At 63.5% G+C, this 22,555-nt stretch carries 22 protein-coding genes and 1 other RNA gene; 15 read left to right on the top strand and 8 right to left on the bottom strand.

The window, feature by feature from the left end; genetic code table 11:
* Positions 1-52 precede the first annotated feature (52 nt).
* A complete protein-coding gene (locus AC3WMU_RS23715; protein WP_006225986.1) occupies positions 53-1,783 on the bottom strand; it encodes a proline--tRNA ligase in 1,731 nt (576 codons plus the stop codon).
* A 65-nt stretch (positions 1,784-1,848) separates the two neighbouring features.
* On the opposite strand from AC3WMU_RS23715, the gene AC3WMU_RS23710 reads away from it, so the two are divergent.
* From AC3WMU_RS23710 to AC3WMU_RS23685, 6 genes are all read left to right on the top strand, one after another.
* Positions 1,849-2,421: an RNA pyrophosphohydrolase gene (locus AC3WMU_RS23710; RefSeq protein ID WP_006217428.1), complete on the top strand. Its 573-nt coding sequence runs from the start codon at positions 1,849-1,851 to the stop codon at positions 2,419-2,421.
* Complete coding sequence (locus AC3WMU_RS23705; RefSeq protein ID WP_006225987.1) at positions 2,402-3,094, top strand: response regulator; 693 nt, start codon at positions 2,402-2,404, stop codon at positions 3,092-3,094. Before AC3WMU_RS23710 ends, AC3WMU_RS23705 begins: the two co-directional genes overlap by 20 nt.
* 21 nt (positions 3,095-3,115) lie before the next feature.
* Positions 3,116-4,627 (top strand): sensor histidine kinase, encoded by a 1,512-nt coding sequence (locus tag AC3WMU_RS23700; protein ID WP_006225988.1) that lies wholly within the window; start codon positions 3,116-3,118, stop codon positions 4,625-4,627.
* 214 nt (positions 4,628-4,841) lie between these two features.
* Positions 4,842-5,321, top strand: coding sequence for a tripartite tricarboxylate transporter TctB family protein (locus AC3WMU_RS23695; RefSeq protein ID WP_211187804.1), 480 nt, complete (start codon positions 4,842-4,844; stop codon positions 5,319-5,321).
* Positions 5,322-5,327: 6 nt separating this feature from the next.
* Positions 5,328-6,857, top strand: coding sequence for a tripartite tricarboxylate transporter permease (locus AC3WMU_RS23690; protein ID WP_035213662.1), 1,530 nt, complete (start codon positions 5,328-5,330; stop codon positions 6,855-6,857).
* Positions 6,858-6,968: 111 nt separating this feature from the next.
* The gene (locus tag AC3WMU_RS23685) at positions 6,969-7,898 is read left to right on the top strand and encodes a 2-hydroxyacid dehydrogenase (RefSeq protein WP_006225991.1); all 930 of its coding nucleotides are present in this window, start codon (positions 6,969-6,971) and stop codon (positions 7,896-7,898) included.
* Here the strand turns inward: AC3WMU_RS23685 and AC3WMU_RS23680 are convergent.
* A complete protein-coding gene (locus AC3WMU_RS23680; RefSeq protein WP_006225992.1) occupies positions 7,892-8,827 on the bottom strand; it encodes a LysR family transcriptional regulator in 936 nt (311 codons plus the stop codon). The two genes, AC3WMU_RS23685 and AC3WMU_RS23680, sit on opposite strands and share 7 nt — an antisense overlap.
* Positions 8,828-9,029: 202 nt before the next feature.
* On the opposite strand from AC3WMU_RS23680, the gene AC3WMU_RS23675 reads away from it, so the two are divergent.
* Complete coding sequence (locus AC3WMU_RS23675) at positions 9,030-9,659, top strand: FMN-dependent NADH-azoreductase (protein ID WP_006225993.1); 630 nt, start codon at positions 9,030-9,032, stop codon at positions 9,657-9,659.
* 91 nt (positions 9,660-9,750) lie between these two features.
* Here the strand turns inward: AC3WMU_RS23675 and AC3WMU_RS23670 are convergent, their stop codons facing one another.
* The 4 genes from AC3WMU_RS23670 to AC3WMU_RS23655 all read right to left on the bottom strand — a co-directional run bounded on the left by AC3WMU_RS23670 (position 9,751) and on the right by AC3WMU_RS23655 (position 14,495).
* A complete protein-coding gene (locus tag AC3WMU_RS23670) occupies positions 9,751-10,656 on the bottom strand; it encodes an NAD(P)-dependent oxidoreductase (protein ID WP_006225994.1) in 906 nt (301 codons plus the stop codon).
* Between the two features lie 58 nt (positions 10,657-10,714).
* Entirely contained in the window at positions 10,715-12,319 is a 1,605-nt protein-coding gene (locus tag AC3WMU_RS23665; protein WP_006225995.1) for a gamma-glutamyltransferase family protein, read from the bottom strand.
* 192 nt (positions 12,320-12,511) lie between these two features.
* Positions 12,512-14,017, bottom strand: coding sequence for a tripartite tricarboxylate transporter permease (locus AC3WMU_RS23660; protein WP_006225996.1), 1,506 nt, complete (start codon positions 14,015-14,017; stop codon positions 12,512-12,514).
* A 13-nt stretch (positions 14,018-14,030) separates the two neighbouring features.
* On the bottom strand, positions 14,031-14,495 hold the full coding sequence (locus tag AC3WMU_RS23655) for a tripartite tricarboxylate transporter TctB family protein (protein WP_006225997.1): 465 nt from the start codon (positions 14,493-14,495) through the stop codon (positions 14,031-14,033).
* A gap of 482 nt (positions 14,496-14,977) precedes the next feature.
* Between AC3WMU_RS23655 and AC3WMU_RS23650 the strand changes: the two genes are divergently transcribed.
* The 4 genes from AC3WMU_RS23650 to AC3WMU_RS23635 all read left to right on the top strand — a co-directional run bounded on the left by AC3WMU_RS23650 (position 14,978) and on the right by AC3WMU_RS23635 (position 16,808).
* The gene (locus AC3WMU_RS23650) at positions 14,978-15,424 is read left to right on the top strand and encodes a hypothetical protein (RefSeq protein WP_006225998.1); all 447 of its coding nucleotides are present in this window, start codon (positions 14,978-14,980) and stop codon (positions 15,422-15,424) included.
* A complete protein-coding gene (locus AC3WMU_RS23645; protein ID WP_006217444.1) occupies positions 15,424-15,735 on the top strand; it encodes a cell division protein ZapA in 312 nt (103 codons plus the stop codon). Before AC3WMU_RS23650 ends, AC3WMU_RS23645 begins: the two co-directional genes overlap by 1 nt.
* A 32-nt stretch (positions 15,736-15,767) precedes the next feature.
* A non-coding RNA gene (gene ssrS, locus AC3WMU_RS23640) (6S RNA) lies at positions 15,768-15,950 on the top strand.
* Between the two features lie 93 nt (positions 15,951-16,043).
* A complete protein-coding gene (locus tag AC3WMU_RS23635) occupies positions 16,044-16,808 on the top strand; it encodes an SIMPL domain-containing protein (protein ID WP_035213663.1) in 765 nt (254 codons plus the stop codon).
* Here AC3WMU_RS23635 and lgt read toward each other — a convergent pair.
* A complete protein-coding gene (lgt, locus tag AC3WMU_RS23630) occupies positions 16,783-17,571 on the bottom strand; it encodes a prolipoprotein diacylglyceryl transferase (protein WP_492283053.1) in 789 nt (262 codons plus the stop codon). The genes AC3WMU_RS23635 and lgt overlap by 26 nt on opposite strands.
* A 133-nt stretch (positions 17,572-17,704) precedes the next feature.
* Between lgt and ilvD the strand changes: the two genes are divergently transcribed.
* The 3 genes from ilvD to msrA all read left to right on the top strand — a co-directional run bounded on the left by ilvD (position 17,705) and on the right by msrA (position 20,341).
* Entirely contained in the window at positions 17,705-19,390 is a 1,686-nt protein-coding gene (gene ilvD, locus AC3WMU_RS23625; RefSeq protein WP_492283052.1) for a dihydroxy-acid dehydratase, read from the top strand.
* The gene (locus tag AC3WMU_RS23620) at positions 19,374-19,709 is read left to right on the top strand and encodes a c-type cytochrome (RefSeq protein ID WP_035213666.1); all 336 of its coding nucleotides are present in this window, start codon (positions 19,374-19,376) and stop codon (positions 19,707-19,709) included. The genes ilvD and AC3WMU_RS23620 overlap by 17 nt, the downstream gene beginning before the upstream one ends.
* A 77-nt stretch (positions 19,710-19,786) precedes the next feature.
* On the top strand, positions 19,787-20,341 hold the full coding sequence (gene msrA / locus AC3WMU_RS23615; RefSeq protein ID WP_006226003.1) for a peptide-methionine (S)-S-oxide reductase MsrA: 555 nt from the start codon (positions 19,787-19,789) through the stop codon (positions 20,339-20,341).
* A 95-nt stretch (positions 20,342-20,436) separates the two neighbouring features.
* Here msrA and hppD read toward each other — a convergent pair whose 3' ends face one another.
* Positions 20,437-21,549 carry a 4-hydroxyphenylpyruvate dioxygenase gene (hppD, locus tag AC3WMU_RS23610; protein ID WP_006226004.1) on the bottom strand — a complete coding sequence of 371 codons (1,113 nt, stop codon included), beginning with the start codon at positions 21,547-21,549 and terminating at the stop codon, positions 20,437-20,439.
* Positions 21,550-21,705: 156 nt separating this feature from the next.
* On the opposite strand from hppD, the gene AC3WMU_RS23605 reads away from it, so the two are divergent.
* Positions 21,706-22,182 (top strand): Lrp/AsnC family transcriptional regulator, encoded by a 477-nt coding sequence (locus AC3WMU_RS23605; RefSeq protein WP_006226005.1) that lies wholly within the window; start codon positions 21,706-21,708, stop codon positions 22,180-22,182.
* The last annotated feature ends 373 nt before the right edge of the window (positions 22,183-22,555 follow it).

Below are 22,555 nucleotides of genomic sequence, written 5' to 3'. Positions count from 1 at the left end.
GGATAGGGAGTGATGCGGGTCGGGACGCGAAAAGTCCGTACTAGCTATAAGGTTAGAGGGTGTCGAGTTTTGCCAGCACCGTTTCCAGCGCGGACTCTACCGGAATCTTGGCCGCTTCGGATTCCCGGCGGGCCTGCAATTCCACCACACCATCGTTCAGGCCGCGTTCTCCAACTGTTACACGCAGCGGAGCGCCGATCAACTCCCATTCAGCAAACATGACGCCCGGGCGTGCATCGCGGTCGTCCAGGATGACGTCCACGCCGCGTGCCAGCAGCGATTCATACAGCTTCTGGGCGGTGTCACGCACGGTTTCACTTTTGCCCCAGCCCACCGGGCAGATCACCACTTCGAACGGGGCGATCGCACGGGGCCAGATGATGCCGCGGGCGTCGTGGTTCTGCTCGATCGCGGCGCCCACGATGCGCGTCACGCCAATGCCGTAGCAACCCATTTCCAAGACGGCCGGTTTACCAGTTTCGTCCAGGAAGGTGGCCTTGAGGGCTTCGGAGTACTTCTTGCCCAGGTAGAAAACGTGTCCCACTTCAATACCGCGCTGGATGGAGAGCGTGCCCTTGCCATCCGGCGACGGGTCGCCCGCGACCACGTTGCGCAGATCGGCCACGAGCTCGGGCTCGGGCAGGTCGCGGCCCCAGTTTACTCCCTGGATGTGGAAATCTTCCTTGTTCGCGCCGCAGATGAAATCGGCCATGTTGGCGACCGTGCGGTCGGCGATCACGTGCACCGGCTTGGCCGTCTTGACCGGGCCCAGATAGCCGGGCTTGCAGCCGAAATACTCGACGATCTCGCTTTCCGTGGCGAAGCGGAAGCCCGCCAGGCCCGGCAGCTTGCCCGCCTTGATTTCGTTCAGTTCGTGGTCGCCGCGCAGGAGCAGCAGCCAGATGTCGACTTTGCCCTTGTCGCCGTCGGTGGCCAGGACGATCGACTTGATCGTCTTTTCCAGCGGCAGGCCCAGCAGCTTGGCCACGTCTTCGCACTTGGCCGCGCCCGGGGTGGGCACGTCGGCCATGGCCTGGGTGGCTTCACCGCGCACGGGGTACAGCGAAACGGCTTCGGCCAGTTCGATGTTGGCGGCGTAGTCGGTCTCGGCGTTGTAGACCAGCAGGTCTTCGCCGGTGTCGGCGATCACCTGGAATTCATGGCTGCGGGTGCCGCCGATTGAGCCCGTGTCTGCGGCCACCGCGCGGAATTCCAGGCCCAGGCGGCCGAAAATGCGCATGTAAGCAGCGTACATGGTGTCGTAGCTTTTCAGGGCGCCGGCTTCGTCGCGGTCGAAGGAGTAGGCGTCCTTCATCGTGAATTCGCGGCCGCGCATCAGGCCGAAGCGGGGGCGGCGTTCGTCCCGGAACTTGGTCTGAATGTGATAGAAATTCAGCGGCAGTTGGCGGTAGCTGTGGATTTCATTGCGCGCGATGTCGGTGATGACTTCCTCGGACGTCGGCTGCAGCACGAAGTCGCGCTGGTGGCGGTCCTTGATGCGCAGCAGTTCAGCGCCGTACTGCTCCCAACGGCCCGATTCCTGCCAGAGCTCGGCGGGCTGGACGACCGGCATCAGCAGCTCGATGGCGCCGGAGGCGTTCATTTCCTCCCGGACGATCGCCTCGACCTTGCGGATGATCTTCAGGCCCAGGGGCATGTAGGTGTAGATGCCGCCCGCGAGTTTGCGGATCATCCCGGCCCGGGTCATCAGCTGGTGGCTGGCGACTTCGGCTTCGGAAGGGGCTTCTTTGAGGGTGTTGATGTGGTAGTTGGATGCGCGCATGTTTAAAGGTGGCAGCAGATACGTATAATCGACTGTAATTGTATTGAATTCGGTGGGGGTGGCCCATGCTTGACCGCGAAGGCTACCGCCCCAATGTCGGCATCATTCTCGTCAACAGTCGAAACGAGGTCTTTTGGGGCAAGCGTATCAGGGAACATGCATGGCAGTTCCCCCAGGGCGGCATCAAATATGGCGAAAGCCCGGTGCAGGCCATGTATCGCGAACTCCATGAAGAGGTGGGCTTGAAGCCCGAGCATGTCCGTATTTTGGGGCGTACACGCGATTGGTTACGTTATAACGTGCCCGATCACTTCGTCCGGCGTGAGTGGCGTGGCCACTATAAAGGACAAAAACAGATTTGGTTCTTGTTGCGCCTGGTGGGACGTGACAGCGATGTGTGCTTGCGCGCGACGCAGCATCCGGAATTCGATGCCTGGCGCTGGAGCCAGTATTGGGTACCCCTGGACGCCGTGATCGAGTTCAAGCGCGATGTCTATACCCAGGCGTTGAACGAGTTGTCGGCGATCCTCTTTCGGCGTCATCATGAAACCCGCTACCTGCGCCAGCGCGTGCACGGGCAGCGGGCAGCAGAGAATTTGCCCGAAGGAACGGACGGTCATGCGCATATTGTTGGTTGAAGACGAACGGGACATGGCGTCCTGGTTGATGCGCGCGCTCGCTCAGAGCGGGTTCGTGCCGGATCACGCGGCAGATGCCCGCACGGCCGAAGCATTCATGGCGGGCACGGAATATGACGCCATCGTCATGGACCTGCGCCTGCCCGACAAGCACGGCCTGGTCGTCCTGCGCGAAATGCGCAACCGGGACGACCGCACGCCCGTTCTGCTGCTGACCGCCCAAGGCGCGCTGCAGGACCGGGTGCGCGGCCTGAACCTGGGGGCGGACGACTTCCTGACCAAGCCCTTCGCCCTGGAAGAACTGGAAGCGCGGCTGACCGCGCTGGTGCGCCGCAGCCGCGGCCGTCAGCATCCGCGCCTGCAGTGCGGCTCGCTGTCCTACGACAGCGAAAGCCGTGCCTTCACGCTGGACGGCTCGCTGCTGTTCCTGACCCCGCGCGAACATGCCGCCCTGGCGGCGCTGCTGACCCGCAGCGGCTACCCCGTGGACAAGTCGCAGTTGTTCGGCAAGGTCTTCACGCACGACAGCGAAGCCAACCCCGACGCCATCGAGGTCGTGCTGCACCGTCTGCGCAAGAAGCTGGCCGGCAGCGACGTGCGCATCGTGACCGTGCGCGGGCTGGGCTACATGCTGGAAAGCGTCACCAGCGAGTCCGCCGCATCGGAATCCTGAGTGAGCTTGCGGATACCCGGGATGCCACGCGTCGGCATCCGCGCGCTGCTTATCATCCTGCTGCTGCCGGGCGTCGTGGTGCTGCTGGTCATCGACAGCCTGAACGACTACCGCACCCTGTCCGAGATCACCAACGAGGCTTATGACAGCGCGCTGGTGGAACCCGCCCGCGTGCTGGAAAGCAGCCTGGAATTCACGCCGGACGGCAACCTCCAGGTGGCCACGCCGCTTTACGCGCAGGTGATGCTGGAATCCCGCGCGGGCCTGCGTAAGTATTTCCGCATCGAGCAGATTGATCCGCCGCTGCCGGACGGGGCGCCGGTGCCTACCGAGCAGGGCAAGACGTTGCTGGGCATGCCCGAGATGCCACGCCCGCCCACCTGGCCGCGGTCGAACGGCCAACCCATCTTCTACGACGGCGTCTACCGCAATGACCCGGTGCGCGTGGTCTCGGTCGTGCGCGATCTCTACTACCAGGGGCAGCATCGCCAGGTGCTGGTCGTGGTGGCGGAAAGCACAGGCAAGCGGATCGAAGCCGAAAACAATGCGCGACGCCAGGAAATTCTGCGCGACGCGCGCATGTTGGCCCTGGTCGTGCTGCTGGTGTGGTGGGGCGTGTCGTGGGCATTGAAGCCCTTGCGCCGCCTGCGCGCCGATATCCGCAACCGCCGCCCCGACGACCTGACGCCGCTGGACGCGTCCCGCGTGCCCAGCGAGGTGTCGCCGCTGGTCGACGCCGTCAACCACCATATCGCCCGCTATCGCCGGGTGCTGGACGAGCAATCGCACTTCCTGGCCGACGCCTCGCACCAGCTGCGCACGCCGTTGGCCATCATGCTGACGCAGGCGCAATACGCGCTGCGCGAGCGCGATCCGGCCCGCACGCGTGAGGGCTTGCGCGCCATCGTCGATCAACTGGGCCGCACGCGCCGCCTGACCGAGCAGCTGCTGTCCCTGGCGCACGCCAACCAGGCTGATCAACTGCCGCGCCAATTGCTGGACATGAATGCGGTGTCGCGTGAGGTCGTCTTGCAGTACCTGCCGCTGGCGCATGAAAAGCAGCAAGACCTGGGCTGGGTGCAGGCGGCGTCGCAAGACGGGCTGGAAATCCCCGTGCCGGTCCTGGGCAGCGAGGCCGAACTGCACGAAGCGCTGTCCAACCTCGTGCACAACGCCATCCACTACGCACCCGTCGGGGCGCAGATCACCGTGTCGGTCTTCCGGCTGGAAAACCGGGCCGAGGTTTCCGTGTCGGACAACGGACCGGGCCTGGAGCCCGTCCTGCGCAGCCGCGCCTTCGCGCGTTTCGAACGGGTCGGCACGGACAAGCCCGTTGCATCGTCGGGCTCCGGCCTGGGCCTGGCGATCGCTCGCGCCTACGCCCGCCGCAACGACGGCGACATCGAACTGCGCGACGGCGAACCCAACGCGCAGGGGGGCGTGGGCCTGGCTTCCGTCCTGTGGCTGCCGCTGGCGCCGACGGTCTCGCAATACCCGCGTCCGCTCGATGTCGAGCTCAAGGGCGACCAGTAAAGCCCCCTGGCTTTCAAAATTTTTTCCACTTTCCTTCCTGCCCGCGGGGCCTGCACTCAGGGATAACCCCTGAATTCAGGAATGCGACAGCGCATAGAAAGCGAATTAGCAGCTTCCCTCCGTAATCTGCGCTCCGGCTCGCTGTTAAGGGCCGGGCGAAGCTCGTTTCGAGCAGCGCATCCAGGGCCGGCACGGTCCTGCACCAGGAAGGAGGATGGAAGTGCAAAAAAATATCAACAGAAAGGACTACTACGGCGGTGCGCTGATGGTCCTGATCGGGTTGGGGGCGATATACGGGGGCACCGATTACCACATCGGCACGTTGAGCCACATGGGGCCGGGGTTCTTCCCCGCCGCGCTTGGCGGCCTGTTGGCGCTGACCGGCGTGCTGATCGCCATTTCCGCGCGTTCGGGCGAGGCGACGCCGCCTGCGCCGGGCGACGGCCACGCGCATGGGTTGCCCGATTTCCGCGGCAGCGCCTGCATTCTGCTGGGCACGCTGGCGTTCCTGCTGCTGGGCCATTACGGCGGCCTGCTGCCGGCGACGTTCGCCATCGTATTCATCTCGGCACTCGGTGATCGCAAGAACACCATCAAGCAAGCCATCCTGCTGTCGCTCGCGATGTCCGCGATCGCAGTCGTCGTGTTCTGGTGGGCGCTGCAACTGCAGCTGCCGCTGTTTCGTTGGGGTTGAAGCGCCATGATCTCTCAATCTTTGATGGACCTTTGGTACGGCTTCGGCGTCGCGTTCCAGTGGCACAACCTGATGTGGTCGTTCTTCGGCGTGCTGGTGGGCAACCTCATCGGCGTGTTGCCCGGCATGGGCGCCCTGTCGGCGATCTCCATCCTGCTGCCGCTGACCTACGTGATGCAGCCCGTGCCCGCGATCCTGATGCTGGCCGGCATCTTCTACGGTTCGCAGTATGGCGGCGCCATCGGCGCAATCCTGCTCAACCTGCCTTCGCATCCGCCGCACGCGGTCACCTGCCTGGACGGTTATCCACTGACCAAACAGGGCAAGGGGGGAACCGCGCTGGGCATCACGATGATCTGCTCGTTCTTCGCGGCATCGGTCGGCATCATCGTCATGATCTTCGCATCGCCGCTGCTGGTCGAAGTAGCGTTCAAGTTCGGCCCGACCGAGATCTTCTCGATCATGCTGCTGGGCTTGCTGGCCGGCGCGACGATGTCGCGGGGCTCGCCGCTCAAGGGCGTGGCGATGACGCTGTTCGGCCTGATGTGCGGCGTGGTCGGCACCGACGTGAACACGGGCACCATCCGCTTCTCGTTCGGCCTGCTTGACCTGTCCGATGGCCTGGAGCTGGTGGCGATCTCGATGGGCCTGTTCGGCGTGGCCGACTTCCTGATGAGCGTCAACCGCATGACCATCATCGGCAGCGGCGCCAAGCTGCGCATCCGCGACATGCGCCCCACCAAGCAGGAACTGAAGACCGCGTTCTGGCCGATGGTGCGGGGCACGGCGGTCGGCACGCTGTTCGGCGCCATGCCGGGCACGGGCCCGACCATCACCACGTTCGTCGCCTACGCGCTGGAGCGCAAGATTTCCCGCACGCCCGAGAAGTTCGGCACCGGCATGATCGCCGGCGTGGCGTCGCCGGAGGCGTCGTCGCACTCGAAGACGCAGGTCGACTTCATCCCGACGATGAGCCTGGGCATCCCCGGCGATGCGGTGATGGCGCTGATCCTGGGCGCGCTGCTGATCCAGGGCATCCAGCCCGGCCCGCAGCTGATCACCGAGCATCCGGACATCTTCTGGGGCCTGATCGCCAGCTTCTGGGTGGGCAACGTGCTGCTGATGGTGCTGAACGTGCCGCTGATCGGCGTGTGGGTCAAGCTGCTGCAGGTGCCGTACCGCTACCTGTTCCCGTCCGCGCTGTTCTTCATCGCGGTGGGCGTGTACAGCACGCAGAACAGCCTCTTCCAGATCTGGGAAGTGCTGGCGTTCGGCGTGATCGGCGCCATCCTGATGACGCTGGAATTCTCCGTGGCGCCCATCCTGCTCGGCTTCGTGCTGGGGCCGATGGTCGAAGAGAACTTCCGCCGCGCGTTGCTGTTGTCGCGCGGCGACCTGGCGGTGTTCGTGCAACGCCCGATCAGCGCCTGGTTCATCGGTGCAAGCGCCTTGCTGATCCTGCTGCAGGTCTGGGCCTTCCTGCGCCGCGGCAAGGGTAAGGGCAAGGGCAAGCCTGAAGTCCCGCAGACCGTCTGAACACGTGTTCCCGGCATGAACGAACGGCCCGGCGATCTGCCGGGCCGTTTGATTTGTGGGGCGTCATCCTGCATGCTTCATGCTTTCCGAAAGCCTCGCAGAGCCGCCATCATGCACATTCTCTTTGCCTGCCCCCTCCATGATCCCGACGTCTGGGTGCCGCGCCTGGAAGCCTCCATGCCCGGTTGCCGCATTTCCGTATGGAATCCCGATGGCCCGCCGTCAGGCGCGGACGTGGCGCTGGTGTGGCGCCCGCCGGCGGAGCTGTTCAAGCACGAGACCGGCATCACCACGCTGTTCAATCTGGGTGCGGGCGTGGATGCCCTGCTGAAGATGCCCGAGATCCCTGCGCACGTGCGCATCGTGCGCCTGGAAGATGCAGGCATGTCGGTGCAGATGGCCGAGTACGCCTTGTACGCGCTGCTGCGTGTCTCGCGCGATTTCGAGGCCTTCGATCAGGCACAGGCGCGCCAGCATTGGGATACCCGCGAAGGCACGCGCCAGGCTGATTGGCCGGTCGGCGTGCTGGGGTTGGGGCAGGTCGGGGCGCGCGTGGCGCAGACGTTGGCCGGTTTCGGCTATCCCGTGGCCGGCTGGTCGCGCTCGCCGCGCGAGATTCCCGGCGTGGAGTCCTTTGCCGGAGAGGCCGCCTTGCCGGCGTTCCTGGCCCGTACGCGCTTTTTGGTGAACGTGCTGCCGCTGACGCCGGACACGCGCGGCATCCTGAACCGCGAAACGCTATCGAAACTGTTGCCGGACGCGCATCTGGTCAACGTGGGCCGCGGCGAGCATCTGGTGGAAGAAGACCTGGTGCAGATGCTGGAAGAAGGCGAGATCGCCGGCGCCACGCTGGATGTGTTCCACACCGAGCCCTTGCCCACCGACCATCCGTTCTGGCGCGACCCGCGCGTCCACGTCACGCCTCACATCGCCGCGCGCACGCTGCGCGACGAGAGCATCGAGCAGATCGCGGGCAAGGTCGCCCAGCTGATGCGCGGCGAACCCATCACGGGTGTGGTCGAGCGTACCCGCGGCTATTGAGGCGCGGGCGTAACCGCCTTTTCAAGCCGCTGATACATCGTCGGCAGGCGCTGCGACAGGAAGTCCAGCAAGGTCCGGACGGCGGGCATCATGCCCCGCCGCGACGGATAGATGCAATGCACGATGCCTTCCGGCGATTGCCATTGCGGCAGCACCGGCACCAGTTGGCCGCGTCGCAGTTCTTCCTGCGTCGCGATCGACGGCAGCAGCGCAATGCCCCGGCCGCGCACCGCGGCTTCGGTCAGCACGATGAAGTCGTTGCAGGACAGCTGCGGCTTCAACTCAATCTGCACCTCTTCGCCCTTGTCGTTGCGCAGCGGCCACCGCACGTCATGCTGCGGGTCCGAAAAGCTCAGCGTCGTGTGGGAGGCCAGGTCCTGCGGTGTGTCCGGCGTGCCGTGGCGCTGCAGATAACCCGGGCTGGCCACCAGGGTGCCGCGTGCCGATCCCAGATGGCGGACCACCAGTTCAGCATCCGTATCCAGCTTGGTGCGCACGCGCAGCGCCAGATCGACCCCTTCGCGGATCAGGTCCACGCGCCGGTTGGTCACCAGCAGCTGCACGGAAATCGCCGGCCACGCATCCAGGAATTCGGGCAGGATCGGCGCCAGCACATCCTGGGCAATGGAGACGGGGCAGCTCACGATTACCGGCCCGGCAGGCTCTGACTGCAATTGCCGCATGGCGTCGTCCGCAGCGCGGGCGGATGCGGCCATTTCACGGCAATAGTGCAGGTAGCGTTCGCCGGCCGAAGTCAGCCGCAGGCGGCGCGTCGTGCGTTGCAGCAGCCTGACACCCAGACTTTCCTCAAGGTGAGAGATCCTGCGCGACAGGCGGGATTTCGGGATGTCCAGTGCCCTGGCTGCCGCGCTGAAGCCGCCTTGCTCGACGACTTGGGAAAAATAGTAGAGGTCATTGAGATCTTGCATGATTGTTCTATGTCTGGAACGAACAGTTCATCATACCCCGGTTTATGTGAACAATGAACCGGTCTACAGTGAGCCCATGCATTCGGGATCTGCCAACGCCACCCGGCGCCAAGCTCCAGTCCGAACTCCTTGAAGAGTCGGGCGTGGCGCTGACAGATCCTGGCCGCCCGCGTATGGCGGGCCACCCCTGGAGATATTTGCAATGAAGACCCTGGTTATCCTTTCCTCGATTCTCGGCGACCGTTCCAACAGCAAGCAATTGGCCGATCACCTGATTGCGCGCGTCAAAGAAGCCAACCCCGCCGCGGCCGTCAAGGTTCGCGACATCGGCGCGCAGCCCATTCCCTATTTCGACGGCAACACGGCCGGTGCGCTGTTCACCCCGGCGGATGCCCGCAGCGTCGAGCAGCAACGCATCGTCGAACTGAGCGATACGCTCGTTGCTGAAGTGATGGAAGCAGACCGCATCGTTTTTGCGGTGCCCGTCTACAACTTCAATCTGCCGGCGCAGTTCAAGAGCTATCTGGACTACCTGGCCCGTGCCGGCGTCACGTTCCGTTATACGCCGGAAGGCGTGCCGGAGGGCCTCGTCAAGGGTAAGCAGGTGTTCGTGCTGACGGCGCGCGGCGGCAAGGCCGAAGGCACACCGTCCGACACCATGACGCCGTACCTGCGCCAGATGCTGGGCTTCCTTGGCATGAACGACGTCACGTTCATCGCCGCCGAAGGCATGGCGATGGGCGAAGTGGCTGCGCTGGAAGGCGTGACGCTGGCCAAGCAACGCATCGACGCCTTGGTGCTGGAAACGGCGCAAGCGAGCCTGGCTGCGTAACCGCGCAGGCGCCACGAAAAAGGCGAGCCCGAGGCTCGCCTTTTTTTGTCAGCGCCATCGCCGTGCTGAGGGGCAAGGCGATGCAGCAAGTTCAGTCGCGCAGTCGCTTCACCAGGCTCGACGTGTCCCAACGGCCGCCGCCCATCTTCTGGACGTCGCCATAGAACTGGTCCACCAGGGCGGTGACCGGCACGCGCGCGCCGTTGTGGCGCGCTTCGGCCAGCACAAGGCCCAGGTCCTTGCGCATCCAGTCCACGGCGAAGCCGAATTCGAACTTGTCGTCGACCATGGTGCCGCCGCGGTTCTCCATCTGCCAGCTTTGCGCCGCGCCCTTGCTGATCACGTCCAGCACCAGCTTCATGTCCAGGTCGGCCGCCTGGCCGAAGGCCACGGCTTCCGACAGGCCTTGCACGATGCCGGCGATGCAGATCTGGTTGACCATCTTGGCCAACTGGCCGGCGCCCGGCGCGCCCACCAGCGTCACGGCGCGGCCGAAGCTTTGCGCCACCGGCTTGATGGCGTCGAAGACGGCGGGTTCGCCGCCGCACATGATGGTCAGCACGCCATTGACCGCGCCGGCCTGTCCGCCCGAGACAGGGGCATCCACGAAGTTCAGGCCCAGTTCCTTGGCTTGCGCATACAGCTCGCGCGCCACATCGGCCGAGGCGGTCGTGTGGTCGACGAATACCGCGCCCGGCGCCATGCCCGAGAACGCGCCGTCCGGGCCCAGCACGATGCTGCGCAGGTCGTCGTCATTGCCCACGCAGGCGAATACGATCTGCGCGCCCGCTACCGCTTCGCGCGGCGTGGGGGCATGGTGGCCGTGGAACTCGGCGGCCCAGGCTTGCGCCTTGGCGGGGGTGCGGTTGTAGACGGTGACGTCGTGCCCCGCACGGGCCAGGTGACCGGCCATGGGCAAGCCCATCACGCCCAATCCGAGGAAAGCGACTTTCTGGGCTACGACCGCGTCGTAGCTCTTGGTACCGATCGTTGCCATGCAGGGAACTCCGCTCTATGTAGGTAAGGTCAGTCTCAGGACAGTAACCTTAACGCAATCAAAAGCCGGCGGCGAGTCCATCCCGTCGACTGTCGCTGGCGCTGACATAGCCGTCCACCGCCGGGTCGCCCAGCCGCCAGATGAACTGGCCAGAACCGAAGTCCATATAGGGGTCGTCGATGCCTTCCAGCACATGGCCGCGCGTGCGCAGACCCTGGGCCACGGCCGGGTTCAATCCCGTTTCCACGTCCACCGCCAGGCCGTGGTTCCATTTCCAGCGAGGCGCGTCGCAGGCGGCTTGTGGCTGTTGGCCGTAGTCCAGCATGCGCACCAGCGTCTGCACTTGCCCCTGGGGCTGCATATTGCCGCCCATGACGCCAAAGCTCATGACGGGTGCGCCGTCGCGCATCAGGAAACCAGGGATGATGGTGTGGAAGGGGCGCTTGCCGCCCGCGACCACATTGGGATGGTCGGGTTGGGTGCTGAAGCAATGCCCGCGGTTCTGCAGGCTGACGCCCGTGCCCGGCACCACCACGCCCGAACCGAAACCCATGTAGTTCGACTGGATGAAGCTGACCATCATGCCGCTCTTATCGGCAGCGGTCAGGTAGACGGTGCCGCCTTGCGGCGCATGGCCCGAGGCGAAGGCCTGGGCCACGTTGGGGTCGATCATCCGCGCGCGTTCGGCCAGGTAGTCCGGCCGCAGCATCTGCTCGGGCGTCATCCGCATGTGGCGCGCGTCGGCCACGTGCGCATAGACGTCGGCGAACGCCAGTTTCATGGCCTCGATCAGCAGGTGCTGGGTATCGGGATGGTCGACCGGGCGGGCAGGCAGGTCGAAGTTCTGCAAGATGCCCAGCGCGATCAACGCTGCGATGCCTTGGCCGTTGGGCGGGATCTGATGCAGGGTGTGGCCGCGGTAAGGCTGGCTGATCGGCGTCACCCATTCCGGCGCGTAGTCGCGCAGATCGGCCAGGGTCAGGGCGGCGTCGTGGGCCTGGGCGTGCGCGACCAGCTTGTGGGCCGTTTCGCCTTCATAGAAGTCGCGTCCGCCGCTGGCGGCGATGCGCTTGAGCGTCGCCGCCGCGCCCGGCAGGACGAAGTGTTCGCCGATGTGGGGTGCGCGGCCGCGCGGCAGGAAGTGTTCGGCAAACCCCGGTTGCGGTTGCAGGACGTCGGCTTGCGCCGCCCATTTTTCCTGCACGACGGGCGACACGGCATAGCCGCGTTCGGCATATTCGATGGCGGGCGCCAGCACGTCGGCAAACGCCAGGCTGCCCAGCTTTTCGTGCAGGGCGGCCCAGCCAGCCACACAGCCTGGCACCGTCACGCTGTCCCAGCCCCGCATCGGGATCACGCCTTGATGCTTGCGGCGGAAGTAATCCACATTCCAGGCGCCGGGGGCCGTGCCCGAGGCATTCAGGCCATGCAGCTTCGAACCGTCCCAGATGATGGCGAAGCAGTCCGAGCCCAGGCCGTTGCTGACGGGTTCGGTCAACGCCAGTGTGGCGGCTGCAGCGATGGCCGCATCCACGGCATTGCCGCCGCGGGCCAGGATCCGCAAGCCTGCCTGGGCAGCCAGTGGTTGCGAGGTGGCGACCACGTTGCGGGCGAACACCGGAATCCGGGTGGTGGGGTAGGGGTTTTTCCAGTCGAAATTCATGCCGAATCATCGCGTGGGGTAAACCCGTAGCTTAACGTAGATGCCCGGCTGCGCCCTACGCCTCGTAGTGTGTCGTATCTATTAGTAGCTTTTGCCGGACAGGTATTCCGTGCGCATAAAGAAAAACCCCCGGGACAGGCCCGGGGGTTTGATCAAAGGCGAGACCGCCGCCCGAAGGCGGTGTACCGCGCTTTAGTCTTCTTCGACGAAGGTCTCTTCGCGCTTCTTGCGGATGGCCGGCAGGGCCACCAGGATCACCAGGAACACGGCGACGGCCAGCAGGGAAGCCGACAGCGGACGGGTCACAAAGGTGGTGAAGTCGCCACGCGACAGCAGCAGGGCACGGCGGAAGTTTTCTTCCATCATGGGGCCCAGGACCAGGCCCAGCAGCAGCGGCGCGCCTTCGCACTTGAGCTTCGACCACACGTAGCCCACGATACCGAACATGGCGGTGGTGAAGATGTCGAACGCGTTGTAGTTCAGCGAATACACACCGATCGTGCAGAACACCAGAATCGCCGGGAAGAGGATGCGGTAAGGCACCTTCAGCAGCTTGACCCACAAGCCGATCAGCGGCAGGTTCAGCACCACCAGCATCAGGTTGCCGATCCACATCGAGGCGATCAGGCCCCAGAACAGCTCCGGGTGGCTCGTCATGACTTGCGGGCCGGGCTGGATGTTGTGGATCGTCATTGCGCCGACCATCAGCGCCATCACGGCGTTACCCGGGATACCGAGCGTCAGCAGCGGGATGAACGAGGTCTGGGCCGCAGCGTTGTTCGCCGATTCCGGGCCAGCCAGGCCGGCCGGGTGGCCCTTGCCGAAGCGTTCCGGATTCTTCGAGATCTTCTTTTCCAGCGTGTAGGAAGCGAACGACGACAACACGGCGCCACCGCCCGGCAAGATACCCAGGGCGGAACCCAGGGCCGTACCACGCAGCACTGCCGGGTACGATTCCTTGAATTCCTGCTTGTTCGGGTACAGCGAGCCGATCTTGTCGGTGATGTCGACGCGGTTTTCCTTCTGCTCCAGGTTGGTCATGATTTCGGCAAAGCCGAACACGCCCATGGCCACGATGGCGAAGTCGATACCGTCTTGCAGTTCCGGCACGCCGAAGTCGAAGCGGGCGACACCCGAGTTGACGTCGGTACCGACCATGCCCAGCAACAGGCCCAGGATGATCATCGCGATCGCCTTGGGCAGCGAGCCCGAGGCCAGCACCACGGCGCCGACCAGGCCCAGGCACATCAGCGAGAAGTATTCGGCAGGACCGAACTTGAAGGCGACTTCAGCCAGCGGGGGCGCAAAGGCGGCCAGCAGCAGCGTGGCCACGCAACCGGCGAAGAACGAACCCAGCGCGGCGATTGCCAGCGCGGCGCCAGCACGGCCGTTGCGGGCCATCTGGTGACCGTCCAGCACGGTCACCACCGCGGACGTTTCCCCTGGCAAAGCCACAAGAATCGCCGTCGTGGAGCCGCCGTATTGGGCGCCGTAATAGATACCCGCCAACATGATCAGGCCGGCCACCGGGGGCAGCACGTACGTGATCGGGAGCAGCATCGCGATGGTCGGGACGGGGCCGATGCCCGGCAGCACGCCAATCAGCGTACCCAGGATGCAGCCCAGCAGTGCGTAAAGCAGGTTCTCGGGCGTAAACGCCACCGAGAAGCCCAACATCAGGTTGTCAAACAATTCCATGACCGGTTGCTCCTTAGTTCATGCCCAGAAAGGACGGCCACAGCGGGAAGATCAGCCCCAGCCCCTTGACGAATGCCAGATACGAGAAGATCACCAGGAAGATCGCGTTGGCGACGGCGACCTTCAGGCTGAACTCGTGGCTGGCCAGGCTGCTGACGACAACCAGGATGAACACCGAGATGTAGATGCCCAACAGCTTGAGGACCAGGCCGTACAGGACGACGGATCCGACCACCAGGAAGACGATGCGCCAGTCGAACTTGTCGACGTGCGTTTCATGGGCTTTCTTGGACATCGAGCCAAGCAGCACGATGGCGCCCAGCAAAGCCAGAACAATGCCTAGCCAGAAAGGAAAGTACCCTGGGCCCATTCGGGCAGCAGTACCCATTTGGTAGCTGCTGGCCTGCCAGGCGAATCCCAGTCCAAGGGCGATGAACATCACCCCAGACCAGAAGTCCTGTCGATTGCGTAGCTGCATGATTGGTTGGCTCCTGTTTACAGCATGTAGATAAAAAAGTTTGTAGCCGGATGGGGACTCGCCGAAAGGCGAGTGACAGGCACAAAAAAGGCACTTCGGGGTGCCATTAGTTCTTCTGAAAGCGACGGCGTGGTTTCTTGAAAGGGCGAATGGTAATGGACGCCTGCCACGCTGCAAACCCTGTAAGCTCGGTGAAAGCCTGGGGTTTTCCCTAGAATTCGGGTACTCCCGATCCCCAGATGTAACCGCGCAGGAAGATTGAGGGCTTTTTGAAAGCTAAGTGAAAGTTTATAGAAAGAAATGCGAAAGCCGGATCGGCCGGATGCGGGGAATTTGGAGGAGGGGGAGGCTTTTTTCTGTGGAGGCTACCGGTTGGCGTTGCACCACCGGAATCACCCGCCTATTTCCTACCGAATATTGCCGGGTTTCTCACCTTGCGTGAAGAGGCCCGATTGAACCCAGGATGGTTTACGATAGCGCCCATGCTGCAAGATCTAGACCAACTCGCCGCCCGAATCGGGCAACTGGTGCAACGCACCCGCCAACTCCACGCAGAGCGTGACGCGTTGCGCCTCCGCCTGAACGAACTCGAAGCTGACCAGCGTGTGCTGAAGCAGCGCGCCGCCGAGCGCGAAGCCGACATCGTCACGCTGCAAAGCAAGCTTCAGGATCACGACGGCGCCGTCACCGCCATGCTCGAGCAGGCCCAGCAGGCCGAAGCCGCCTTGCGCGAACAGCTCGCCCGTGAATCCACCGAACGCCAGTCGCTCGAATCGCGTTTCTCTGCCCGGGAAACCGAATTGCAGGGCAACCTGCAATCTCGCGACACTGAACTACAGCGCTTGCGCGTGGCCGCCGCCGCGGCCCGCGAGCGCATCGACGCCGTGCTGGCCCGCCTGCCGGGTGCACCGTCTGGAGAGCAACACTGATGGAACGCGTAGATGTCACCATATTGGGACGCGATTACTCCCTGGCCTGCTCCGCTGAAGAGAAGCCTACGCTCATGGCCGCCGTGCGCCATGTCGACCAGCTGATGCTGCGCATCCAGGGAACGGGCAAGATTTCCAGCAACGAACGCATCGCCGTGATGGCGGCCTTGCAGGTCGCGGGCGAGCTCCTTGCCATGAAGGCGCCGGATGGTCCGCTGGGCGGTTTGGCAGTCGGCGACTTCAAGCGTAGAATTGAGGACATGAACGCAGTACTCGATGACGCCTTGTCGGGTCAGGAAAAACTGCTCTAACCGTTCATAAGCAGTATTCAAGAATTTTCAGTTTGTCCCTGCCGTGTCCGTGACTAGGCCATACATTCTCTGAACCTATGCTTTCGGCATATGGTTGCGGGAGTGTAGAGCTGGAGTGATCGTCTCTCGTAGACGAACCCGACGCTCTGCGGAACGCGACCACCTCTTACCTCAGGGTTCGAGATGCCGGCCTTGACGGCACAGGCGGGGCATTTATCCCAGCGGGCCTGCCATAAGCGCAGGTCCGCGTCGGGCGCCTCACCATCCCCCCTTGCCCCTCCCTTTGTCCTCCCTCCTAGGACCAGTCCATGTTTAAACACCCTGTTTTTTCGCTGACGAAACTCGGCGCAGCGTGCGCAGCCGTGGCCGCCATCGCCGCCGTCCAACCCGTTTATGCGCAAGCGCAGACGCCCGCCGCGCCCGCCGCCACGGAATCGTCCACGAATCGTTCGCCGGAAATGACGTTGCAGGCCACCGCGTCTTCCGAGGTCAAGCAGGACACCGTCCGTATTTCGCTGTCTGCCGAAGTTGAAGCGCCGGATCAGCCCGCTGCCGGCAAGAAACTGACGGCCGCACTGGACGACGTCATCAAGCGCGCACGCGACACGAAGGGCGTCGAAGTGCGCACGGGCGGCTATAACGTCTGGCCCAATACCAACAGCAAAGGCAAGATCGGCACGTGGCGCGGCCAGGGCGAAGTGGTGCTTGAATCGAAAGACTTCGAAGCTGCCGCCGCGTTGGCGTCCAAGCTCTCGGACAAGACCGCCATTTCAAACATCAGCTTCTCGTTGTCGCGCGAAGCGCGCGAGGCCGAAGAGCGCAAGCTGCTGAAAGAAGCGGCCCAGGCCTTCAAGGACCGCGCGCTGGCTGCGGCCAACGCGTTCGGTTTCTCGGGCTATCGCCTGTCCAAGCTGGAATTGGGCGGCTCGGGCGGCCCGGTGCCGATGCCCCGCATGTTGGGCGCCGCAGCCATGGCCAAGGACGCCTCTGGCGGCTACAGCCCGGACGTCCCGCTGGAAGCGGGAGACGTCACAGTCAGCATCGCCGTCAACGGGACGATCGTTTTGCAGTAAGGCTGAACATGATGGCGCCCAGGGCGACCATCGGCAGGGACAGCCACTGTCCCATGCTCAAACCACCCGCGAGCAGGCCCAGGAAGTTGTCCGGCTCGCGGGTGAATTCCACCAGGAAGCGGAACGTTCCGTAACCCATCAGGAAAAGCCCGCTCACCTGTCCGAGTGGACGCGGCTTGCTCGAAAACCACCACAGCAGTGCAAACAGCACGATGCCTTCCAGGCCCAGCTCATAGAGTTGGGAGGGGTGGCGCGCCAGCCCGTCGCCGCTGTCGGGAAACACCATGGCCCACGGCACGTCGGTCGGCCGGCCCCACAGCTCGCCATTGATGAAGTTGCCCAAGCGGCCGAAACCCAGGCCCAGCGGGATCAGCGGGGCGATGAAGTCGCTGACCGCGAAAAAGGGCAGCTTCTTCTTGCGCGCGAACAGCAGCATCACCAGGATCACGCCGATCAGGCCGCCGTGAAACGACATGCCGCCTTGCCACAGGTACGCCACTTCCAGCGGGTGGGCCAGGTAATAGCCCGGCTTATAGAACAGCACATACCCCAGCCGGCCGCCCAGCACCACGCCCAGCACGCTATAGAAGATCAGGTCTTCCAGGTCGCGCACATTCAGCGACGTGGTCTGGCCGCTGGTGATGCGCCGGCGGCCAAGCAGGTACACCAGGGCGAAGCCCGCCAGATACATCAGGCCGTACCAGTGGATGGCTAGCGGCCCGATCTGCAAGGCGATGGGGTCGAATTTTGGATATTGCAGCATGTTCTGCCCGACACAATAAAGTTGAATGATAATAACCGGCGAGCACTGAAGATTCGCATGCATGCAAGCGAGCCAGCTTCCCAGGGTGCGTTCGCCATGTCCGCGCCCCGACGGCCGACAGGAGAGACAGACCATGCCGAACAACGAACGTTCCCGCCACATCACCCACGGCGTCGCGCGCGCGCCCAACCGCGCCATGTACTACGCGCTGGGTTATCAGGAAGCCGATTTCGAAAATCCCATGATCGGGGTGGCCAACGGCCATTCCACCATCACGCCATGCAACAGCGGCCTGCAGCGCCTGGCGGATGCGGCCATCGACGCCATCCGCGCCTCGCGCGCCAACCCTCAGGTGTTCGGCACGCCCACCATCTCGGACGGCATGTCCATGGGCACCGAAGGCATGAAGTATTCACTGGTGTCGCGCGAAGTCATCGCGGACTGTATTGAAACCGCCGCGCAAGGCCAGTGGATGGATGGCGTGGTGGTGATCGGGGGCTGCGACAAGAACATGCCAGGCGGCATGATCGCCTTGGCGCGGACCAATGTGCCCGGCATATACGTCTATGGCGGCACGATCAAGCCGGGCCATTACAAGGGCAACGACCTCACGATCGTGTCGGTGTTCGAAGCCGTGGGCGAATACACGATGGGCCGCATGCCCGAGGCGGACTTCAAGCAGATCGAGAAATGCGCCATCCCCGGCTCAGGCTCCTGTGGCGGCATGTACACGGCCAACACGATGAGCTCCGCGTTCGAAGCCATGGGCATGAGCCTGCCGTATTCCAGCACGATGGCCAATGAAGACGATGAAAAGGTGGTCTCGGCCGCCGAGTCGGCGCGGGTGCTCGTCGATGCGGTCCGGCGCAACCTGCGGCCGCGCGACATCATCACGCGCGAATCCATCGAAAACGCCGTTTCGGTCATCATGGCCACCGGCGGTTCCACCAACGCCGTGCTGCATTTCCTCGCCATCGCGCATGCCGCCGAAGTGCCGTGGACCATTGACGATTTCGAACGCATCCGCAAGCGCGTCCCCGTGCTGTGCGACTTGAAGCCGTCTGGCAAATATGTCGCGACCGACCTGCATCGCGCAGGCGGCATTCCGCAGGTCATGAAGCTGCTGCTCAACGCCGGGCTCCTGCATGGCGACTGCATCACCATCAGCGGCAAGACCATCGCGGAAACCTTGGCCGATGTGCCGGATGCACCGCGCGCGGACCAGGACGTCATCATGCCGATGGACCGCGCCTTGTACCCGCAAGGGCATTTGGCCATCCTGAAGGGCAACCTGTCGCCCGAAGGCTGCGTGGCGAAGATCACGGGCCTGAAGAACCCAGTCATTACCGGTCCCGCACGCGTGTTCGATTCCGAAGACGACGCCATGACGGCGATCATGGCGCGCCAGATCAAGGACGGCGATGTTGTCGTCATCCGCTACGAAGGCCCGAAGGGCGGTCCCGGCATGCGTGAAATGCTGGCGCCCACTTCGGCGCTGGTCGGGCAGGGCCTGGGCGAAACCGTGGGCTTGATCACCGACGGCCGCTTTTCCGGGGGCACCTGGGGCATGGTCGTCGGCCATGTCGCGCCCGAGGCTTTCGTGGGCGGCCCGATCGCCCTGATCCAGGAAGGCGATTCGGTTACCATCGATGCCCACAAGCTGCTGTTGCAGCTCAATATCAGCGACGAAGACCTGGCGGCTCGTCGACAGGCCTGGGTTCTGCCCAAGCCGCGTTATACACGCGGTGTGCTCGCCAAGTTCGGCAAGCTCGCCAGCACCGCGAGCCGTGGGGCAGTAACCGATGCATTTGAAGATTAGTCTGTGGATGGCCGTGGCCGGCGTCTTGGGCGCCGGCGCGGTCCAGGCCCAAACCACCGGGTTGGACCTGGCCAAGAGCAAAGCCTGTATGGCCTGCCACCAAGTGGAAGCCAAGCGCGTCGGACCACCGCTGAAAAGCGTGGCCGAACGTTATGCAGGTCAGGGTGACGCCATGGTGGACTACCTGGCGGGCAAGATCCGCGGCGGCGGCCGCGGCGCCTGGGGCGCCGTGCCCATGCCCGCGCAAACCCATGTCAGCCAGGAAGATGCCCGCCTGCTGGCCGAATGGATCTTGTCGCTGGCGCCGCCCAAGCAGTAGTCTTATTCTCTATGCCCCGCGCATGAAGCCGGGGGCGCCGGCCGCAGGCAGCGGCCGTCTATAGGAAAGGAATCGTCATGGCAGAACAAGCATCCCCGGGCAATGAAGTCGCCGTTCTTGGCGGCGGCTGCTTCTGGTGCGTCGAAGCGGTCTTCACCGAATTGAAGGGCGTCAAAAGCGTGCTGCCCGGCTATAGCGGCGGGCACGTGGACAATCCCAGCTACGAGCAGGTCTGCGGCAAGGACACCGGCCACATCGAGGTCGCCCGCGTGGAATTCGATCCCGCTGAACTCTCCTACAGCGATCTGCTCCGCGTCTTCTTCGCCACGCACGACCCCACCACGCCGGGGCGCCAGGGCAATGACATCGGCCCGCAGTACGAGTCGGCGATTTTCTGGCAGAACGAAGCGCAGCGCGAACAGGCCGAAGCGGTAATCGCCGAGGTCGAGGCTCAGCAGGTCTACGACGCGCCGATCGTCACCAAGCTGCTCGCGCCCGTCAAGTTCTGGCAAGCCGAGGACTACCACAGCAACTATTTCGCCCTGCATCCCGAACAAGGTTATTGCCAGTTCGTGATCGCACCCAAGGTCGCCAAGTTCCGCAAGCAGTTCCAGGACCGCCTGCAGCGCTGACTCCCTTTTATCTGGGCGAAAAAAAACCTCACCACCAGGTGAGGTTTCAAAGCCGGCGCGAGTGCCTGGGCACCGCACGCCGGCGGGGGAAGCAGTTAGTCGACGTTCTTCACCACGCCGCGGCGCATCTGGTCCAGTTCGATCGATTCGAACAAGGCCTTGAAATTGCCCTCGCCGAAACCGTCGTTGCCCTTGCGCTGGATGATCTCGAAGAAGATCGGACCGATCTGGTTTTCGGTGAAGATCTGCAAGAGCAAGCCGCCGCCGGGGGCACCGTCAAGCAAGATGCGGTTCTTCTGCAGGCGGGCGACGTCTTCGCCGTGGTTGGGTAAACGGCGGTCCAGCAGTTCGTAATACGTTTCCGGCGTATCCAGGAACACCACGCCCGACTCGCGCAGCGCTTCGATGGTGCCGTAGATGTCTTCCGTGGCCATGGCGATGTGCTGGATACCTTCGCCGCGGTACAGGTCCAGGTATTCCTGGATCTGGCCTTTTTCTTCCGTGCCTTCCTCATTGATCGGAATGCGGATGTTGCCGCAAGGCGAGGTCATCGCCTTGGACTTCACGCCCGTCACCTTGCCTTCAATGTCGAAGTAGCGCACTTCGCGGAAGTTGAAGAGGCGCTCGTAGAATTCCGACCACTCCGCCATGCGGCCCTTGTGCACGTTGTGCGTCAGGTGATCCACCAGCGTCAGGCCGGCGCCGCGGTGATTCAGGTCGGCTTGCGCGTTGTCCGGATCGACCGGCACGAAATCCACGTCATAGATGCTGATGTCGCCGATGCCGCCGTGGCCTTCCTTGCCCGTCCAGCGGTCAACCAGGTAGATCAGCGAATCGCCGATGCCCTTGATGGCCGGGATGTTCAATTCCATCGGGCCGCTATGCGAGTCGAAACCCCAGGCGCCCAGCTCCAGCGCGCGCTTGTAGGCGGCATTGGCGTCTTGCACGCGGAAGCCGATCGCACAGATCGACGGACCATGCAGGCGCGCGAAGCGTTGGGCGAAGGAATCGGGTTCGGCGTTGATCAGGAAGTTGACGCCGCCTTGGCGGTACAGGGTCACATCCTTGTGACGGTGCTTCGCAATGGCTTTGAAGCCCAGCAGCTCGAAAACCTTGCGCAGCGCAGCGGGGTCCGGCGCGGCGTACTCGATGAATTCGAACCCGGCGGTGCCCATCGGGTTGTCCCAGGGTTGGAAAGCGCTGCTCATGTGTCTGCTCCCTTGCATCATTTTTCAGGACGACTTGTTGTTCAAGTCTAGACGGAGATTGTAGGAAGGAACGCCGGGCAGACAATTGCAAACATGGCGCGAAAGCCGACCTTCTGAGCAATAATATTGCCGTACTGAAAAATATAAGGGCAAAAAATGTCTGAGATCGAGCTTGATAGGACAGATCTAAGGATTCTGGCTGAATTGCAGCGGGACGGGCGCCTGAGCAATCAGGAATTGGCCGACCGCGTGTCCCTGTCGCCCAGCCCCTGCCTGCGCCGCGTCCGTCGCCTGGAAGAAAAGGGCTTCATCAAAAAGTACGTCGCGCTGATCGACGCCGAAAAGGTCGGGCTAGGGCTGCTGGCGTACGTGAACATTCGGTTGAACAAGCACAGCGGGTCCAGTCATGCCCCAATGAGCGACTTCGCGCGCGACGTGCAGCTTTGGCCGGAAGTGGTCGAGTGCTATGCCATGTCCGGTGACATGGACTATCTGCTGCGGATCCAGGTGGCAGACCTGGCCCACTTCTCCCGCTTTGCGATGGACACGCTGATGCGCCACCCGGCCGTGATCGACATGCGCTCCTTCTTCGCCCTGCAGCAGATCAAGGAAACCACCGAGCTTCGGATCTGATGCGGTCCGCCTCTCTCTATATATAGAGGGAGGGAGGAGGGGTGTCGTCCGATTGGTTGGGTGAACGGGGAGGGATCCTCTATATAGAGGGCGCCAACGAGAGGGCGTCTACCGCAGGATCCCGTCCGTATGCGGGGCATCGGCGTCTATATATAGAGGGCAGCAACCAGGCTGGAGTGAGTGCGTCCCCAAAAAATTCATCTTTCTGCAAATCAGGCGTCATGTTGGCCAGTACCCTGAAAATTCTGTGCTATAGTCTCGCTCCTTCGCAGTTCAGACGTTTTTTGAACCGCGAGGCCAAGCAAGCACAACAGGCGAAACCGGGGTAACCCAGCCAAGCCTGCCGCGAAGAGTTCAGAAATGAGCGCCAGCG

It is taken from the genome of Achromobacter sp. FW305-C-13 (genome assembly GCF_058783475.1).
This window is presented reverse-complemented; position numbering and strand designations above follow the sequence as displayed.

Excerpts from the sequence above, each read along its gene's own strand:
- AC3WMU_RS23690 (WP_035213662.1), top strand. The coding sequence starts at position 5,328 with ATGATCTCTCAATCTTTGATGGACCTTTGGTACGGCTTCGGCGTCGCG.
- AC3WMU_RS23635 (WP_035213663.1), top strand. The coding sequence starts at position 16,044 with ATGTTTAAACACCCTGTTTTTTCGCTGACGAAACTCGGCGCAGCGTGC.
- AC3WMU_RS23655 (WP_006225997.1), bottom strand. The coding sequence starts at position 14,495 with ATGCAGCTACGCAATCGACAGGACTTCTGGTCTGGGGTGATGTTCATC.
- AC3WMU_RS23705 (WP_006225987.1), top strand. The coding sequence starts at position 2,402 with ATGCGCATATTGTTGGTTGAAGACGAACGGGACATGGCGTCCTGGTTG.
- hppD (WP_006226004.1), bottom strand. The coding sequence starts at position 21,549 with ATGAGCAGCGCTTTCCAACCCTGGGACAACCCGATGGGCACCGCCGGG.
- msrA (WP_006226003.1), top strand. The coding sequence starts at position 19,787 with ATGGCAGAACAAGCATCCCCGGGCAATGAAGTCGCCGTTCTTGGCGGC.
- AC3WMU_RS23605 (WP_006226005.1), top strand. The coding sequence starts at position 21,706 with ATGTCTGAGATCGAGCTTGATAGGACAGATCTAAGGATTCTGGCTGAA.
- AC3WMU_RS23710 (WP_006217428.1), top strand. The coding sequence starts at position 1,849 with ATGCTTGACCGCGAAGGCTACCGCCCCAATGTCGGCATCATTCTCGTC.
- AC3WMU_RS23645 (WP_006217444.1), top strand. The coding sequence starts at position 15,424 with ATGGAACGCGTAGATGTCACCATATTGGGACGCGATTACTCCCTGGCC.
- AC3WMU_RS23715 (WP_006225986.1), bottom strand. The coding sequence starts at position 1,783 with ATGCGCGCATCCAACTACCACATCAACACCCTCAAAGAAGCCCCTTCC.
- AC3WMU_RS23660 (WP_006225996.1), bottom strand. The coding sequence starts at position 14,017 with ATGGAATTGTTTGACAACCTGATGTTGGGCTTCTCGGTGGCGTTTACG.
- AC3WMU_RS23620 (WP_035213666.1), top strand. The coding sequence starts at position 19,374 with ATGCATTTGAAGATTAGTCTGTGGATGGCCGTGGCCGGCGTCTTGGGC.
- AC3WMU_RS23675 (WP_006225993.1), top strand. The coding sequence starts at position 9,030 with ATGAAGACCCTGGTTATCCTTTCCTCGATTCTCGGCGACCGTTCCAAC.
- AC3WMU_RS23685 (WP_006225991.1), top strand. The coding sequence starts at position 6,969 with ATGCACATTCTCTTTGCCTGCCCCCTCCATGATCCCGACGTCTGGGTG.
- AC3WMU_RS23670 (WP_006225994.1), bottom strand. The coding sequence starts at position 10,656 with ATGGCAACGATCGGTACCAAGAGCTACGACGCGGTCGTAGCCCAGAAA.
- AC3WMU_RS23650 (WP_006225998.1), top strand. The coding sequence starts at position 14,978 with ATGCTGCAAGATCTAGACCAACTCGCCGCCCGAATCGGGCAACTGGTG.
- AC3WMU_RS23695 (WP_211187804.1), top strand. The coding sequence starts at position 4,842 with ATGGAAGTGCAAAAAAATATCAACAGAAAGGACTACTACGGCGGTGCG.
- AC3WMU_RS23700 (WP_006225988.1), top strand. The coding sequence starts at position 3,116 with ATGCCACGCGTCGGCATCCGCGCGCTGCTTATCATCCTGCTGCTGCCG.
- AC3WMU_RS23680 (WP_006225992.1), bottom strand. The coding sequence starts at position 8,827 with ATGCAAGATCTCAATGACCTCTACTATTTTTCCCAAGTCGTCGAGCAA.
- ilvD (WP_492283052.1), top strand. The coding sequence starts at position 17,705 with ATGCCGAACAACGAACGTTCCCGCCACATCACCCACGGCGTCGCGCGC.
- lgt (WP_492283053.1), bottom strand. The coding sequence starts at position 17,571 with ATGCTGCAATATCCAAAATTCGACCCCATCGCCTTGCAGATCGGGCCG.
- AC3WMU_RS23665 (WP_006225995.1), bottom strand. The coding sequence starts at position 12,319 with ATGAATTTCGACTGGAAAAACCCCTACCCCACCACCCGGATTCCGGTG.